Genomic DNA, 15,635 nt, shown 5'->3' on the forward strand with positions numbered 1-15,635 from the left:
GGTGGTGCTGGAGCCCGGTGCGCTCCCGGCGCCGTACCGGGAGACGATCTCGCCGCCGCCTGACGGTACCCCGGCGGGGGGGGGGGGCGGGGGCGGGGGGGGGGGGGGGGGGGGGGGGGGGGGGGGCCCCCCCCCCGGGGGGGGGCCCCCCCCCCCCCGCCGGCCTGAGGTGCCTTAGGTACCTCAGAGCCCAGGTCAGGGGCCCTGTTCTCCGCACGAGATGCCGCCCGGGCCGCCCGGCGAGACACTGGGCGGGCGAGATTCAGGGCGTTCACAGCCCCACTATTGCGATCTACGTCACAGCAGACGCACACTGGAAGTAGCAGCGGACCCAATTCGGGGGTGGATCGTGACCGGAACCGAAGCTGGAACGTACGACATCTTGCCCATGCTGGGCCGTGGGAAGCACCGCAACCCCAAGAAGGGCGCGTGCTTCATGGAGCTCGCATCCTTCCTCGCAGGCGAGAAGTGGAGCGACCATCCAGCCTGCACGCACCCGCTCATCGCCATGCTGGCGCGCGCGGTGAACGACCTCACGGCGGACCACGCGCGGCCCCAGCTCGCGCCGCTCATCCCGTCGGTGATCGGCCTGACCAGCACCGACCCGCGCTGGGACGTGCGCATCGCGCTGCGCGCCGCGCAGACGGCGCTCCCGGTCTCGCCCGCGGACCGGCAGCAGACCCTCGCCGTCGCCGTCCTCGGGTCCGAGCGCATGCTCGACGTCCTGGAGGACCGGCCGGCCGGGACCCTCGCACCGGAGAGCAAGGACGCGCTCGCGGCCGTGCCGAAGACGGCGGCCTGGGCCGAGCGGTTCTGCGCCGGCACCAGCGTGCGGCCCAAGCGGTTCGTGCGGGACGCCGCACCCAGCGTGGTCTCCACCGCGGTGCAGGGCATCTCGGAGGCCTTCGTGCCCGACGTCGACGCGCGGCTCCGTAACCTGCTCGCGGAAACTGTCGCCGATGCGCGCCGCTGGGCCGGGAACGCGGACGACGATGCCCGCACGCTCGACCCGCTGGCGTGGGGCCCGGTGGTCAAGGCGGCTCCGACAACCGCCTGACACCCGGCCGGACAGGGGGAACCGGGTCGGGGCGCACCAGGGGGCGTCCCGACCCGAGTCGTGTCTGGAGAGTCTTCGGAGCCACGTCGACGAGACCTGTCGATCGGACCGCCGCCGGATCGTCACCACCGTGTCAGACAGTTCCGACCGGAGGACAGAACCATGCGATACACGATCCTGCTGCACTACCCGGAGATGACGCCGGAGGAGCTCGGGCCCGAGGGCTGGGAAGAGGGCGAGCGCGAGTTCCAGGCCTACGCCACGGCGCTCGACCAGGCGGGTGTGCTGCTCTCGGCGGAGGTGCTGCAGCCGTCGTCGTCCACCACCACGGTGGCCGTGCGCGACGGCGAGCTGCGCATCCAGGACGGACCGTTCGCCGATACGAAGGAGCAGCTCGGCGGCACGTTCGTCGTCGACGTGCCGGACCTCGACGCCGCGCTCGTCTGGGCGCAGAAGGCGCCGTCGGTCCAGTGGGGCACCGTCGAGGTGCGGCCCAGCGCCACCCACTTCGAGAACGGCGCGTGGACCCGCTGACCGATCAGACGCGGGCGCGGGCGGCCGCCGACGCGGCGGCCCGCGCCTCGTACGGTCGCCTGCTTGCCCTGCTCGCGGCCCGCGACGGCGACATCCAGCGCGCGGAGGACGCCCTCGCCGGGGCCTTCGAGCGCGCGCTCACCCACTGGCCCGCCGACGGCGTGCCGACCAACCCGGACGGCTGGCTGCTCGCCGTGGCCCGCAACCGGCTGCGCGACGTCTACCGCTCCGCCGCCTACCGCACCACCGTGCCGCCCGATACCGGGCCCGAGCCCGCGGTCCCGGCCGAGGAGACCGATCCGGACCGGATCGGGGACCGCCGCCTGGAGCTCATGTTCGTCTGCGCGCACCCTGCGATCGAGGCCGGCATCCGCACCCCGCTCATGCTGCAGACCGTGCTCGGTGTCGATGCCGCCGACATCGCGGCGGCGTTCGCCGTCCCCGCGCCGACCATGGCCCAGCGTCTGGTCCGGGCCAAGCGCCGTATCCGGGACGCGCGCATCCCGTTCCGGCTCCCCGCCCGCCCGGAGGTGCCCGCCCGACTGCCGCCCGTGCTGGAGGCGGTGTACGGCGCGTACGCCATCGACTGGCGCGGCGCCGCTCCGGAGGTGCGCGGATCGCTCACCGGCGACGCCCTCACCCTGGCCCTCCTGCTGGCCGACCTGCTGCCCGAGCCCGAGGCGCTCGGCCTGGCCGCGCTGCTCTGCTTCTCCCTGGCCCGCGCCGATGCCCGCGAGGACGACGGCGTCCTCGTGCCGCTCGACGAGCAGGATGTCGCCCGCTGGGACGGCGCCCTGATCGAGCGCGGCGAGGCGCTGCTCCGCCGCGCGCTGGGCGGACCGCCCAGCCCGCCAGACCCGCCCGGCAGGTTCCGCCTCGAGGCCGCCATCCAGTCCGTGCACTGCGCCCGGGCACGCACCGGCCGCACCGACTGGCCCGCGCTCGTCACCCTGCACCGCGCGTTGGTCCGGGTCGCCCCGACGCTCGGCGGCCGGGTGGCGCTCGCCGCCGTGGTCGCGCGGGTCGACGGCGCCGCGGCCGGGCTCGCCGCGCTGGACGAGATCGCGGCGTCGGACCCGGCGTCGGGCCGGTTCCAGCCGCTGTGGGCGACCCGTGCGCACCTCCTGGCGGCGCTGGGCGCGGACGACGACGCCCGGGCCGCCTACGACAAGGCCCGGTCGCTGACGACGGACCCGGCCGTGCGGGCCTTCCTGGTGGAGCGGAGCGGCGCGACCGGGTGAGGTGAGCGACGGCGGTCCCGAAAACCGGGTCCGCCCCTCCCTACCAACGAAACGAGCTCCCGGTCCGTCCTTGTTCCACGAGGGCGCCCGGACGAGGGGGCCGGAGAACGGGGACCGACCATGACGACCAGTACAGCGATCATCACCGGCAAGGATGTTGCCGCGATCGAGCGTGACCTGCGACGCATGGAGCTCCTGAACCGGCGCGAGCACAGGATCCGAGCGGGCGCACGGCCCGCACCCACGATCTCGTACCTCAAGCTCGCCACGCGCCCTCGCGACCGCTGGCGGTACCAGGACGCGTGACGCCGGACGGCGGGGCCGCAGATCCAGGGGGTTCGGCGGCCCTGCCTCATTTCACCCGGGAATTTACACTGAGCGATCATGACCAGGCCCTTAGGCTCCTTGGCATGAGCGGACACCAATCACCCCATCTGCCCGCGGACGGTCATGCGCCGGTTCCGCCCCCGCCAGGTGGGTACGACACGGTGCCTCCGGCCGGCGGTCCGCCGCCGCCCCCGCCTGGTCCGCCGTCCGGCGACACGATGCCCGGCCAGTACGTGCCCGTCCAGAACGTGCCCGGCCCGCCGCCGCCCGTGGTCCCAGGGGCCGGAGGTCAGCCCGCCGGCGACCCGCCTCGGCGCAACGGACGGCGCGCGCTGATCATCGTCGCCGCGGTGCTCGTGCTGCTCGGCGCCGGCGTCGGCGCCTGGTTCCTGCTGCGCCCGCCGCCGATCCCCGACCCGGAGCCCGCCGCCGAGGAGCTCGCGGCCGCGCTCCAGGCGGGCACGCCCGCGGACTTCCCCCTGACGATGGACACGTCCGCCTCGCCCGACGAGCAGTACGCCGCCGTGTTCGAGCAGCTCGTGGCCGCCGTCGGCGAGGACGCCGGGACCGTGGCGCTCAAGAGCGTCACCCCGCTGGAGGAGGGCGACGGCGGGACCGCGACGGCCACCGCCACCTTCATGTGGACCTGGCCGGTGGCCAGCGAGGAGGCCTGGGAGTACGAGACGGTCGCGCAGCTCACCTACCCCGGCCCGGCCGACGGCGAGGCCGGGGAGTGGGAGGCCGCCTGGGACCTCGGCCTGCTGGCGCCGGGCCTGGAGGCGGGCGAGCGGCTCGCCGTCGAGCGCACCGAGCCGGTGCGCGGCGACATCGTGACGACGGGCGGCGAGACCATCGTGGGGCTCACCCCCGTGCACCGCGTGGGTATCGACAAGACCCGCCCGGGCTGGGAGACGGCCGCCGCGCAGCTCGGCGAGGTCCTCGGCTTCGACCGGTCGACCACCGACGACATCGCCGCGCAGGTGCAGTCCGCGGGCGCGAAGGCGTTCATCGACGTCATCACGATCCGCGACAACGACCCGGAGTACGACTTCGAGGCCGCCATGGCGATCGACGGCGTGGTCGGCATCCCGGACGAGATTCCCCTCGCGCGCGACCGGGACTTCGCGCGGGCCGTGCTCGGTACGGTCGGTGAGGCCACCGAGGAGATCGTCAAGGAGTCGGAGGGCACGATCAAGGCCGGTGACATGGTGGGCCTCTCCGGCGTGCAGGCCGCGTACGACGAGCAGCTCCGCGGCGTGCCCGGCCTGGCCGTGACGATCGAGCCGGCCGAGGGCGCGGAGGGCGGCGAGAGCCGCGAGGCCTTCACGATCGAGAAGCAGGACGGCGAGCCGGTGGCCATCTCGCTCGACCCGGCGACGCAGCTGCGCGCCCAGGCGACGCTGGAGGACTTCGGCGACCTGGCGACCGCGATCGTCGCGATCAAGCCCTCGACCGGCGCGGTGCTCGCAGCGGCGTCGGGCCCGGGGTCCGAGGGGTTCAACACGGCGACGCTGGGTCAGTACCCGCCGGGCTCCACGTTCAAGATCGCGACGTCGCTCGCGATGCTCCGCTCCGGGACGACACCGGACTCGACCCTGCCGTGCACCGCCACGATCAACGTGGAGGGCCGCGAGTTCAAGAACGTGCCGGGCTACCCGCAGTCCGCGATGGGGGACGCAGTGCCGTTCCGCACGGTGTTCGCGAACTCCTGCAACACGGCCTTCATCTCGCAGCACGACGCCATCTCGCAGCAGCAGCTGCACGACGCCGCCGCAGCGCTCGGCCTGGGTGCCGACCACACGGTGCCGTTCGGCGGGTCCGCCGGATTCGGCGACGTGCCGACCGAGGCGTCCGGGACGGAGCACGCCGCGTCGATGATCGGGCAGGGCCAGGTGCTGGCCACCCCGCTCGCGATGGCGACCGTCGCGGCGAGCGTCTCCGCAGGCCACACGGTGTCGCCGTGGCTCGTCGAGCCGACGGGCAAGGACGCCGAGGCGGAGCCGGCGGGCGACCTGACCGAGGACGAGGCGGCCACGCTGCGCGACCTCATGGGCGGCGTCGTCGAGGAGGGTTCGGCCACCGTGCTGCAGGACATCCCCGGGATCGTCGGCGCCAAGACCGGTACCGCCCAGTTCGGCGACGGCTCCAAGGCCCACGTCTGGATGCTCGCCGTCGCCGACGACCTGGCGGCCGTCGTGTTCATCGAGGAGGGTGAGCTGGGCTCGACGACGGCCGGCCCGGTGATGCACGAGTTCCTCAAGGGGAACTGAGCCCGGAACGAGGTAGAGCGCCTGCCCGGCGCCCCGGTGACGGCCGGGGTGGCGGGCAGGCGCTCTTCTGCTGTGCCGAGGTGGTCGCCCCGGGCGGCCGCTCAGCGGGCCCGGTGGGCGGTCAGCCCTTGAAGCCGCCCTCTTCGCAGGTGGCCTTGTAGGCGTCGATCGCGCCGATGACGGCCTTCGGGCGGGCGATGGAGCCGTCGAGCGCCTGGTCGAACGGTGCGCGGACCGCCTCGAGGTGGGCGATGCTCACCTCGTCCGCCTTGCCGATGATCAGGCCGAGGGCCTTGCTGATCTCGGTGACGATGCCGGTCCGCTCCTCGTTCAGCGGCGCGGCGACCATGCCGGACGCCTGCTCGATGTTCGACAGGACCGGTCCGGCGAAGAACGCGTTGCACGACTCGACGAGGTCGTACTCGCCGGTGCTGATCGGGGCCTCGGCCACGGGGGACGGCGCGACCTGCTCCACCTCTCCGCTGGAGGGCGTGAAGTCGTTGGCCATGTCCTCGAGGGCCCCGCATCCGGACAGCAGAAGCGCACTGGCGGCCACGGCCACGGCCGCCCAGGTCTTACTGGTGCTCACGATCTACTTCCCTCACGTCATCGGGTCAGAAAGTGCGGTTCGGCCGCACTCGCCCGCGAGTCTAGCGGCACGCCCGTGACCGGAGGCCAATCGTCGGCGCTCTCACCCGGGCGCCTCCGTCCGGTTCGCGTCGCGCCCGCCGCACGAACCGGGCGCCCGGGCCACCGCAGTGGTCCGGACGCCCGGCGTCGCGGGGCCAGTGGTCAGCGCGGGCCCTCCGCGGGCGGCTGGTCGGTCGGCGGCTGGTCCTGCGGCGCGGCGCCCCCGGGGGTGGCGGGCGGCGCGGACGCGGCGGGCGGCGTCGGACCGACGGAGCGGAGCACGGCGAGCCGCGAGCGGTACTCGGCCTCGTCGATCTCACCCCTGGCGAACCGGGTGCCGAGCAGGGTCACGGGGTCGGTGCCCGACGCCGCGTGCGCGGCCCACGGTCCGCCCCAGCCGCCGCGTGCACCTCGCCGGGCGCGCCGCGCGATGAGGAAGACCACGGTCGCGAACAGCAGGAACCAGAGCAGCGGGAAGATGAAGAAGAACGGGCCGGGTCCGCCCCAGCCGTAGTGCGGCCCGTTGGCGAGGACCTCCGTCGTCGCGGTGAGCATGTCGACCTCCAGCAGTCGGTTCGGCCGGTCGTTCCGGCCACACCACCAGGCTGCCGCCGCCAGGCTCCTGCGGCGTCAGCCCGGCGTACCTGCCGCCTTACCTCCCTGGTGCCGCCCAGCCGGGCCGCACCAGGCCCGCCTCGTACGCCAGCACCACGAGCTGGGCGCGGTCGCGTGAGCCAGTCTTCATGAGCACCCGCGAGACATGCGTCTTCACGGTCGACTCCGACAGGTACAGCCGGCCGGCGATCTCGTCGTTGGCGAACCCGCCCGCGACCTCGACCAGCACCTCCCGCTCACGCGGGGTGAGCTCGGCGAGCGCCGGCGCCGGCCGCACGGTCCGGGTCGCGTCCGCGACCTTGGCCAGCAGTCGCCGGGTCACCGTGGGCGACAGCAGCGCGTTGCCCGACGCCGCGACGCGCACCGCCCGCACCAGCTCCGCCGGCTCGGTGTCCTTGACCAGGAACCCGGACGCCCCGGCGCGGATCGCTTCGGTGACGTACTCGTCGAGCTCGAACGTCGTCACCACCACCACGTGCACGCCCGCGGCGCGAGGCTCCGCGATGATCCGCCGTGTCGCCTCCAGCCCGTCCAGGCCGGGCATGCGGATGTCCATCAGCACCACCTGGGGCAGGTGCTCCAGGGTGAGGGCCACGGCGTCGTCGCCGGTCGCGGCCTGCGCCACGACGCGCATGTCGTCCTCGGAGTCGATCAGGGCGCGGAACCCGCCACGCACCAGGGCCTGGTCGTCGGCCAGCAGGACGTCGATCATGCGGTTTCTCCGGTCTCCGGTGCGTCGGACTGATCGGCCTGGACCCGCGGCGCGTTCTCCGGCGTGGGTGGTGGGTCCTCGGCGGGCGTCGGCATGCTCGCGGGCTGGTCCGTCGTGGACGGCGTCCGGGGCCGCGGAGCGACCGGGAGCCGCGCCCGGACCTCCCACCCGGGAGTGGTGGCGCGGGGGCCGGCGGTCAGCGTGCCGCCCGCGCCCTCGACGCGCTCGCGCATCCCGAGCAGCCCGTAGCCGGCCTCGACCGGTCCCGCGCCCGTGGCGGCGCCGTCGTCGGCCACCACCACCTCGACGGCGTCGCCCCTGGTCACACGTAGCGTGACCGCGCGGGCCGACGGCGCGTGCCGGCGCACGTTCGTCAGCGACTCCTGGACCACGCGGTGCACGACGCCGGCGACGTGGTCGGGCAGGTCGTCCACGTCGGTGAGCTCGACGGTGACGTCGAGGCCGTCGGCGCGCGCCTGGTCGGCGAGCCGGCGCAGACCCGTGAGGTCCCAGGTGGGGGTGAGCGGGGCGGCGTCGTCCCACTGCGGGTCCGCGGTGGTGAGCGGGCCGACGGCGGGTGGGCCGGCAGGGTCGAGGGGCTGTGCTCCCGAAGTGGACGGGGCCGTCCCTTCGCGGACGATGCCCAGCACCGTGCGGACCTCGGCGAGGGCGTCCTTGCTGGTGTCGCGGATGTTGGTGAGCGCTTCACGCGCCTGGCCAGGGTTCCGGTCGATCAGGTGCAGGCCCACGCCCGCCTGGACGTTGATCGCGGACAGCGAGTGGGCCAGCACGTCGTGCAGCTCGCGGGCGATCCGCAGCCGCTCCGAGGCGACGGCGGTGCGCTCCCGCTCGGCGGCGGTCTCCAGGGCGGCGGCACGTGCGGCCGCCCGGCGCGCGATCCGGTCGCGCGCCCCGCTCGCCACCAGCAGGACGACGGCGAGCCAGGCGGCTCCCGCGACGAGCGCACCCGTGGTGAGGAACCACGAGCCGTCGGCATCCGCCCAGCCGGGACCGTGGTAACCCGGGGGACCCCAGGACCGGTCGGGCTCGATCGGGTTCTCTGCCAGGAACCGCTGCAGACGCGGGACGAGCAGCGTCGCCGCGACGCCGACGCCGCCCGCGAGCAGCGCGGCCCCGGACCAGGCGATCACCCGGGCCCGGCGCCCGTCGCCGCTGAGCATGATCCCCGCCAGCACGGCGACGGGTCCCAGGAACACCGGGCCCCACGGGTATCCGGCCAGGAGAAAGATGAACGTGGCGGCGACCGACAGCACCGCGGCGAGCGTGGCCCGGCGCGGCAGCAGGAGCAGCAGCGCCGCGGGCGACACCAGCAGCAGGAGCAGTCCGCCGAGGTCGAGGTCGGTGGCCCACCCCTGGCCGCGGGAGGCGCCGAGCGACCCCACGACGGAGGCCACCGCGACGGCCACGGCGACGAGGACCCGCGGCCGCGGGCGGTCGAACGGCCCGGTCACGGGTGGGTCCGCCGGGGCCGCGCTGTTCGGACGGGTGGTGCCCAGCATGCTCGCACGCTACGCCGGGAGGGGGCCGGTCGCGTCGCACCCTGGTGCCGGTGCGTGTCGTCCTGCGGTACCGGGGCGCCGGCGGCGGGCAGGTGGTCGGCAGAACCTCGGGCAGTCGGCAGGATGTCAGGTGGTCGGCATTCCGAGCTACCGACCACCTGACATCCTGCCGACCACCCTGATCGGCCAGCCTCAGCCCCAGGCCGTCAGGCGAAGCGGGCGGTGCGCTCCGTCACCCGGCCGGCGCCGCGGCCGGCGTCGGCGGCCGGGTCCCAGGCGTAGACCTCGGTACCCGTGATGAAGACGCGCTCGGCGCGCTGGTCGGTGTCGAACGGGTCACCGGACCAGAGCACGACGTCGCCGTCGAGCCCCTCGGCGATCGCGCCCACGCGCTCGCCCAGCCCGAGGAACGACGCCGGGTTGGCGGTGATGGCGGCCAGCGCCGTCTCGCGGGGCAGGCCGTCGCGGGCCGCGAACGACGCCTGGTGCACCAGGAAGTTGATCGGGATGACGGGGTGGTCGGTCGTGATCGCGACCCGCACGCCCGCCGCCGCCATCGCGGCGATGTTGCGGTTCGCGCGCTGTCGCACCTCGACCTTGGACCGCGAGACGAACATCGGGCCGTAGATGACGGGGATGTCCTTCTCGGCGAGGACGTCGGCGATCAGGTGACCCTCGGTGCCGTGGTTGATGACGAGCCGGTAGCCGAACTCCTCCGAGAGGCGGATCGCCGTGGCGATGTCGTCGGCGCGGTGCGTGTGCTGGTCCCAGGCGAGCTCGCCGGCCAGGACGCGGGCCAGGGTCTCCTTGCCGAGGTCGCGCTCGAAGGGCTTGCCCTCCTCCGCAGCCGCGTCCCGCTTCGCGGCGTAGTTCTGGGCGTCGACGAAGGCCTTGCGGATCACGTTCGCGACACCCAGGCGGGTCGACGGGAGCTGCTTCTTGTCCCCGTACACGCGCTTCGGGTTCTCGCCGAGGGCACTCTTGACCGACACGGAGTCGCTGATGACCTGCTCGTCGATCGTGCGGCCGCCCCAGGTCTTGATCGCGACGGTCTGGCCGCCGATGGGGTTGCCCGAGCCCGGCTTGATGACCGCCGTCGTCACGCCGCCGGCGAGGGCGTCGCGGAAGCCCTCCTCGTCGATCTGGACCGCGTCGATCGCCCGCAGCGCCGCCCCGTTCGGGTCCGTCATCTCGTTGGTGTCGTTGCCGGCCCAGCCCTCGCCCTCCTCGTGGATGCCGATGTGGCCGTGCGCCTCGACTAAGCCGGGCAGGAGCCACTTGCCCTGCGCGTCGATCGTCGGGGTGCCCTCGGGCACGGCGACGCCCTGGCCGACGGCGGTGATGACGCCGTCCTCGATCAGGACCGTGCCGTTCTCGACGGGCTCGGCGGCCACGGGGACCACGTAGGCGTTGGTGATGGCGATGCTGGAGCGGGTTGTCATGGGTACATCATTACCCAAGGTAACGAGAGCGCGGAGTCAGCCCGACGCCGCCGGGTTGGTCCCCTTCCCGTCGAGCCACAGCGTGTCCGACGCGTCCGCGTGCGTGCCCGAGGTGCCCACATGCTTCGCGCTGATCTGCGGGCCCTTGGTGATCACGTGGACCATCGCCATCCCGTGGCCCCGGCCCAGGCCGTAGTCCTCCTTGAGCCACTCCAGGATCGGGCCGGCCTTGGTGGACGCGTCGAACCCGCGCTCCTGCGCCAGCGCGATCAGCTCGCGCGGGGTGTGCCCGGTCTTGTCCTCGACGGCGTCGAGGTAGGCCTGAAACGACATGGATGATTCCTCTCACCTGCGGCGGCACCCGTTCGGTGCCTCGTTCCTGCAGGACTGACGGCGCTACCCGGCGGGACTCATCGGTCCCCGCCGCGCGTGCATCCATAGACTCGACGTCGTGGACTTCTACAACGCGTACGCCCACGGGTTCGCCCGGGTCGCCGCCTGCACCATCCCCGTCGCCGTCGCCGACCCCGCGGCCAACGCCGCCGTCGTGCTCGACCAGGCGCGGCAGCTCCACGACGACGGCGTGGCCGTCGCCGTGTTCCCCGAGCTGTGCCTGAGCGGCTACGCGATCGACGACCTGCTCATGCAGGACACCCTCCTGGAGGGCGTCCTCGACGCCCTCGCCGCCATCAAGGAGGCCAGCGTCGAGCTCATGACGGTGCTCGTGGTCGGGGCGCCGCTGCTGGTCGGCAGCCGGCTGCTGAACGCCGCCGTCGTCGTGCACCGCGGGCGGATCCTCGGCGTCGCGCCCAAGTCCTACCTGCCGAACTACCGCGAGTTCTACGAGAAGCGGCAGTTCGCCCCCGGCGACGAGCACCGTGGTCACCTGACCCTGCTCGGCGAGGAGGTCCCGCTCGGCCCCGACCTCATCTTCCGGGCCGACGACGTGCCCGGGCTCGCCGTCCACGTCGAGGTCTGCGAGGACATGTGGGTGCCGGTGCCGCCGAGCGCGCTGGCGGCGCTCGCGGGCGCGAACGTGCTGCTCAACCTGTCCGCGAGCCCGATCACCGTGGCCCGCGCCGAGGACCGTCGCCTCATCGTGCGCAGCGCGAGCTACCGCTGCAACGCCGCCTACGTCTACACGGCGGCGGGGCAGGGCGAGTCCAGCACCGACCTGTCCTGGGACGGCCAGACCATGGTCTACGAGGCGGGCGACCTGCTCGGCGAGACCGAGCGGTTCCCGGACGGCCCGCGCGCCACCGTGGTCGACGTCGACCTGGACCGACTGCGGCAGGAGCGCCTGCGCCAGGGCACGTTCGACGACAACCGACGCGGGCTGGGGCTGGAGCCGCGCGATGAGTTCCGCGAGGTCACCTTCAGCGTGCACCCGCCGCAGGGCGACCTCGGCCTGCGCCGCAAGGTGGACCGCTTCCCCTTCGTGCCGGACGACGCCGAGCGTCTCGCGCTGGACTGCTACGAGGCCTACAACATCCAGGTCACCGGCCTGGAGCAGCGCCTGCGCGCGATCGGGCAGCCCAAGGTCGTGATCGGCGTCAGCGGCGGCCTGGACTCGACGCACGCGCTGATCGTCGCGGCCAAGGCGATGGACCGGTTGGGCCGCCCCCGCACCGACGTCCACGCGTTCACCATGCCGGGCTTCGCGACGACGTCCGAGACCAAGGACCGCGCGATCCGGCTCGCCGAGGCCCTGGGCGTGACGTTCCAGGAGATCGACATCCGGCCCGCCGCGGAGCAGATGCTGCGCGACCTGGACCACCCGTACGCCGAGGGCGCCAAGCAGTACGACGTCACCTTCGAGAACGTGCAGGCCGGTCTGCGCTACGACTACCTGTTCCGGCTCGCGAACCACCGCGGCGGCATCGTGCTCGGTACGGGCGACCTCTCCGAGCTGGCGCTCGGCTGGTGTACCTACGGCGTGGGCGACCAGATGTCGCACTACGGCGTGAACGCGGGCGTGCCCAAGACGCTGATCCAGCACCTGATCCGGTGGACCATCGACAGCGGGCAGTTCTCGGCGGACGCCGGCAGCCCCGTCAACACGGTCCTCTCGGAGATCCTCGACCAGGAGATCACGCCCGAGCTGATCCCCACGGAGGAGGGCGAGACCCCGCAGTCCACCGAGGCGATGGTGGGCCCGTACGCCCTGCAGGACTTCACGCTGTTCCACGTGCTGCGGCGCGGCTACCGCCCGTCCAAGATCGCGTTCCTGGCCTGGCACGCGTGGCACGAGGCGGACGCCGGCGACTGGCCGCCCGGGTTCCCCGACCAGCGGCGCACCGCGTACGACCTGGCGACCGTGCGGCGCTGGCTCGAGGTGTTCGTGCGCCGCTTCTTCGCCTCGCAGTTCAAGCGGTCCGCGCTGCCGAACGGCCCGAAGGTCTCGCCCGGCGGCACCATGTCGCCGCGCGGCGACTGGCGCATGCCCTCGGACGCGTCGTCGGCGGCGTGGCTCGCGGAGCTGGGGAAGAACGTCCCGGAGGCGTGACCGACGTCCCTGGTGAGGCCGGTCACGAGCCCCGTTCCGCGAGTTCTACGAGGAGTAGGGTTCCGACATGCCTGCTGTCCCCGTTGCCCTGGCCCGGCCCGGTAGCCGTCGCCTCGTCCGCCTGATCACCGCGTTCGCGGCGGTCCTGACCTTTGCCGCGCTGCTGCTGGTGGCCGGCCCGGCGAGCGCCCACGACCAGCTCCTGTCGTCCGACCCGAAGGACGGCGCGAAGCTCGACGAGCAGCCCACCAGCATCGGGCTCACGTTCAGCGCCGCACCGCTCGACACCGGCATCGAGGTGGCGCTCGTCGGTCCCGACGGCACCACCGCCAAGGGCTACGACATCCAGGTCGACGACAAGGTCGTGACCGCCCAGCTCCCCGAGGACCTCCCGGCGGGCAAGTACGACGTCGCCTGGCACGTGGTCTCGTCCGACGGTCACCCGATCGACGGCGAGTTCACCTACGTCGTCGAGGGCGAGCCGGAGCCGACCGAGGAGCCCACCACGGGGGCGAGCGACGAGCCGGAGATGTCCACGCAGGAGGCGGCGCCCGTCGAGGAGCCGGCGGACGAGGCGAGCACGCCCACCGAGCTCGCGGGCGCCGGGGACGGCTCGAGCCCCAGCGGGCTCGCCGTGGCCGGCGGGATCCTCGCGGCCGTGCTGGTCGTCCTCGGCGTGGTGGTCATGATGCGGCGCAAGATCCTCGAGAACGACCGGCTGCGCCAGGCGAACGAGCGCGGCTCCGAGGACCCGGACGCCGGCGAGCGGCCCAACGAGAACCCCGACACCAAGGGCTGAGCCAACCTGTCAGACACTCAGGTCACCCGGGTGACCTGTACGTCTGACACGGGGCCGGAGCGGGACGCCCGCACCGCGAGGATCACCGTCACCACGGCGGGCGCCAGCAGGACGGCGCCCGCCGTGTTCACCGCCTCGAACCCGCCCCACGCGAGCAGCGGGCCGGCCAGCGCGGCCGACGCGGCGCCGAAGTAGTTCATCAGCGCGTCCGTGGCGCCCTGCAGCGGCAGCTTCACCTGCGGTTCCGCCACGGACGCCAGCACCGCCGACGACGCGATCACGCACGCCGACCAGCCGAGGCCGAGCAGCACGAGCGCGACGGCCGTGAGCATCTCCGCGTCGAGGGCCGGGCCGGCGGCGCCGCCGTGCCCGGCGTGCTCCCCGCCGGTCGGCATGCCCGCCGTCGACCCCGCGGCCAGAGCCGCAGCCGTGAACCCGAGGGCCACGGCCGCCCCCTGCAGCACCATGCCGCCGACGGCGACGCGCAGCGGGCCGAACCGGTCGGCCAGCCACCCGAACACCGGGCTGAACGCGAACATCCCCAGCACGTGCAGGCTGATCACGATGCCCACGAGCTGCAGCGACATCCCACCGTGCTGCATGTGTACGGGCGTCATCACCATCACCATGATCATCACGCTGTGCGCCACCGCGGTGGTGACGACGGCGAACCGCGCCCGCGGGTGTGCCCAGGCCCACCGCAGCGCGGCGAGCGCGCCGGTACGCCGCGGTTCGGCCCGCTTGTCCCCGTGCCCCTGCCCGACGGCGCCCGCGGGCACCACTCGCCCCGCCACACCGCCCGCGGGATCCCGGTAGAGGCTCACGAGCAGCAGGCCGGCCAGCAGGTAGGCCACGATCGAGAACAGGTAGGGGCCGCCGAGGTCGGGTACGCCGAGACCGGAGCCGACCACCGCGCCGGGCGCCGCGAGGTTGGGCCCCACCACGGAGCCGACGGTCGTGGACCACAGGACCACCGACATGGTGCGGGCGCGCGTGCCGGAGCCCACGTTGTCGGCCGCGGCGTACCGGGACTGCAGGTTGGTCGCGTTCGCGACGCCGTAGAGCATGAGGCCCACCAGCAGCACGACGAGCTGCCCCAGCACCGCCGCCGTCACGATGAGCAGCGCGCCGACCGTGGACAGGGCGTAGCCGAGCGACAGGGCCCACCGGCGTCCGCGGAGCTGGGCGAGCGTGGCCAGCGGGATCGAGGCGACTGCCGCGGCGAGCACCCCGACCGCCTGGGCGAGCCCGGCCATCGAGGTGCCACCCAGGCTCTCCGCGAGGAGGGCGCCGACGGCGGCGCCGGAGGCCACCCCGACCCCGGCCAGGAGGTTGCTGAACACCAGGACGACGAGGTTTCGGCGGGCGTGCGGCGGATTCTCCACGATTTCCTCTCATCGGCTGATCCGTACCGAACGGTAGACCGTTCTGGGTTGCGGAAGTCATCGGATAGTGCGGGGTGACACTGCCTCAGAGGGCCTCATGCCCTCGTCGTCCACAGGTTCGTACACAGGTTCGCGTCCTCTGTGAGCAGAAAGTTACCCACGACTCGCCGCAGAAGTGCCTGTTCTCCGCGAATTCCTGCCGATCTGCTGGCAGTATGGGGCCTCGTCGTCGGGCGGGTACCGCCGCACGACGTGACCGAAGAAGGGAAACGCATGTCGCTCAACAAGTCCGAGCTCGTCTCGGCCATCGCCAGCAAGGCCGAGATCAACAAGACCGAGGCCGAGGCCGCGCTCAACGCCTTCCAGGAGGTGCTGATCGAGTCGCTCGCCAAGGGTGAGGCCGTCAAGGTGACCGGCTTCCTGTCGGCCGAGCGCGTCGAGCGCGCCGCCCGCACGGGCCGCAACCCGCGCACCGGCGAGGAGATCTCGATCCCGGCGAACTTCGGTGTCAAGATCAGCGCCGGCTCGCTGCTGAAGAAGGCCGTCGCCAAGTGACGCTTCGCCGCTGAGCTCCTCAGCGACGCGAAGGCCCGGTCC

15 protein-coding genes are annotated in these 15,635 nt (G+C 73.4%); 8 read left to right on the plus strand and 7 right to left on the minus strand.

Annotation, left to right across the window (positions count from 1 at the left end; translation table 11 throughout):
- The first annotated feature begins 436 nt into the window (after window positions 1-436).
- From ACH47X_RS23810 to ACH47X_RS23830, 5 genes are all read left to right on the plus strand, one after another.
- Window positions 437-1,057, plus strand: a complete 621-nt coding sequence (locus ACH47X_RS23810; protein ID WP_397407519.1) for a hypothetical protein — start codon at window positions 437-439, stop codon at window positions 1,055-1,057.
- A gap of 162 nt (window positions 1,058-1,219) precedes the next feature.
- Entirely contained in the window at window positions 1,220-1,591 is a 372-nt protein-coding gene (locus tag ACH47X_RS23815) for a YciI family protein (protein WP_036958890.1), read from the plus strand.
- Window positions 1,579-2,832, plus strand: coding sequence for an RNA polymerase sigma factor (locus ACH47X_RS23820; protein WP_397407521.1), 1,254 nt, complete (start codon window positions 1,579-1,581; stop codon window positions 2,830-2,832). Before ACH47X_RS23815 ends, ACH47X_RS23820 begins: the two co-directional genes overlap by 13 nt.
- A 120-nt stretch (window positions 2,833-2,952) precedes the next feature.
- Window positions 2,953-3,138 carry a hypothetical protein gene (locus ACH47X_RS23825; protein WP_036961621.1) on the plus strand — a complete coding sequence of 62 codons (186 nt, stop codon included), beginning with the start codon at window positions 2,953-2,955 and terminating at the stop codon, window positions 3,136-3,138.
- Window positions 3,139-3,242: 104 nt separating this feature from the next.
- Complete coding sequence (locus tag ACH47X_RS23830; RefSeq protein ID WP_397407523.1) at window positions 3,243-5,429, plus strand: penicillin-binding transpeptidase domain-containing protein; 2,187 nt, start codon at window positions 3,243-3,245, stop codon at window positions 5,427-5,429.
- Window positions 5,430-5,550: 121 nt separating this feature from the next.
- On the opposite strand, the gene ACH47X_RS23835 is transcribed toward ACH47X_RS23830, so the two are convergent.
- From ACH47X_RS23835 to ACH47X_RS23860, 6 genes are all read right to left on the minus strand, one after another.
- Window positions 5,551-6,018, minus strand: coding sequence for a hypothetical protein (locus ACH47X_RS23835; RefSeq protein WP_397407525.1), 468 nt, complete (start codon window positions 6,016-6,018; stop codon window positions 5,551-5,553).
- Window positions 6,019-6,221: 203 nt separating this feature from the next.
- A complete protein-coding gene (locus ACH47X_RS23840) occupies window positions 6,222-6,614 on the minus strand; it encodes an SHOCT domain-containing protein (RefSeq protein ID WP_397407527.1) in 393 nt (130 codons plus the stop codon).
- Between the two features lie 97 nt (window positions 6,615-6,711).
- Window positions 6,712-7,386: a response regulator gene (locus ACH47X_RS23845; protein WP_036959951.1), complete on the minus strand. Its 675-nt coding sequence runs from the start codon at window positions 7,384-7,386 to the stop codon at window positions 6,712-6,714.
- On the minus strand, window positions 7,383-8,906 hold the full coding sequence (locus ACH47X_RS23850) for a sensor histidine kinase (protein WP_397407529.1): 1,524 nt from the start codon (window positions 8,904-8,906) through the stop codon (window positions 7,383-7,385). Before ACH47X_RS23850 ends, ACH47X_RS23845 begins: the two co-directional genes overlap by 4 nt.
- Window positions 8,907-9,112: 206 nt before the next feature.
- Window positions 9,113-10,348 carry an amidohydrolase gene (locus tag ACH47X_RS23855; protein ID WP_397407530.1) on the minus strand — a complete coding sequence of 412 codons (1,236 nt, stop codon included), beginning with the start codon at window positions 10,346-10,348 and terminating at the stop codon, window positions 9,113-9,115.
- A gap of 36 nt (window positions 10,349-10,384) precedes the next feature.
- The gene (locus ACH47X_RS23860; protein ID WP_397407532.1) at window positions 10,385-10,681 is read right to left on the minus strand and encodes a DUF4287 domain-containing protein; all 297 of its coding nucleotides are present in this window, start codon (window positions 10,679-10,681) and stop codon (window positions 10,385-10,387) included.
- A gap of 118 nt (window positions 10,682-10,799) precedes the next feature.
- On the opposite strand from ACH47X_RS23860, the gene ACH47X_RS23865 reads away from it, so the two are divergent.
- Window positions 10,800-12,854, plus strand: coding sequence for an NAD(+) synthase (locus ACH47X_RS23865; protein ID WP_397407534.1), 2,055 nt, complete (start codon window positions 10,800-10,802; stop codon window positions 12,852-12,854).
- Window positions 12,855-12,921: 67 nt separating this feature from the next.
- The gene (locus ACH47X_RS23870; RefSeq protein ID WP_397407536.1) at window positions 12,922-13,653 is read left to right on the plus strand and encodes a copper resistance protein CopC; all 732 of its coding nucleotides are present in this window, start codon (window positions 12,922-12,924) and stop codon (window positions 13,651-13,653) included.
- 17 nt (window positions 13,654-13,670) lie between these two features.
- On the opposite strand, the gene ACH47X_RS23875 is transcribed toward ACH47X_RS23870, so the two are convergent.
- The gene (locus ACH47X_RS23875) at window positions 13,671-15,038 is read right to left on the minus strand and encodes an MFS transporter (protein ID WP_397407538.1); all 1,368 of its coding nucleotides are present in this window, start codon (window positions 15,036-15,038) and stop codon (window positions 13,671-13,673) included.
- A gap of 273 nt (window positions 15,039-15,311) precedes the next feature.
- On the opposite strand from ACH47X_RS23875, the gene ACH47X_RS23880 reads away from it, so the two are divergent.
- Window positions 15,312-15,593: an HU family DNA-binding protein gene (locus ACH47X_RS23880; RefSeq protein ID WP_020015632.1), complete on the plus strand. Its 282-nt coding sequence runs from the start codon at window positions 15,312-15,314 to the stop codon at window positions 15,591-15,593.
- Window positions 15,594-15,635: the final 42 nt, after the last annotated feature.

The sequence above is a fragment of the Promicromonospora kroppenstedtii genome, assembly GCF_044389675.1.
In the GTDB taxonomy this organism is placed as follows: Bacteria; Actinomycetota; Actinomycetes; order Actinomycetales; family Cellulomonadaceae; genus Promicromonospora; species Promicromonospora kroppenstedtii.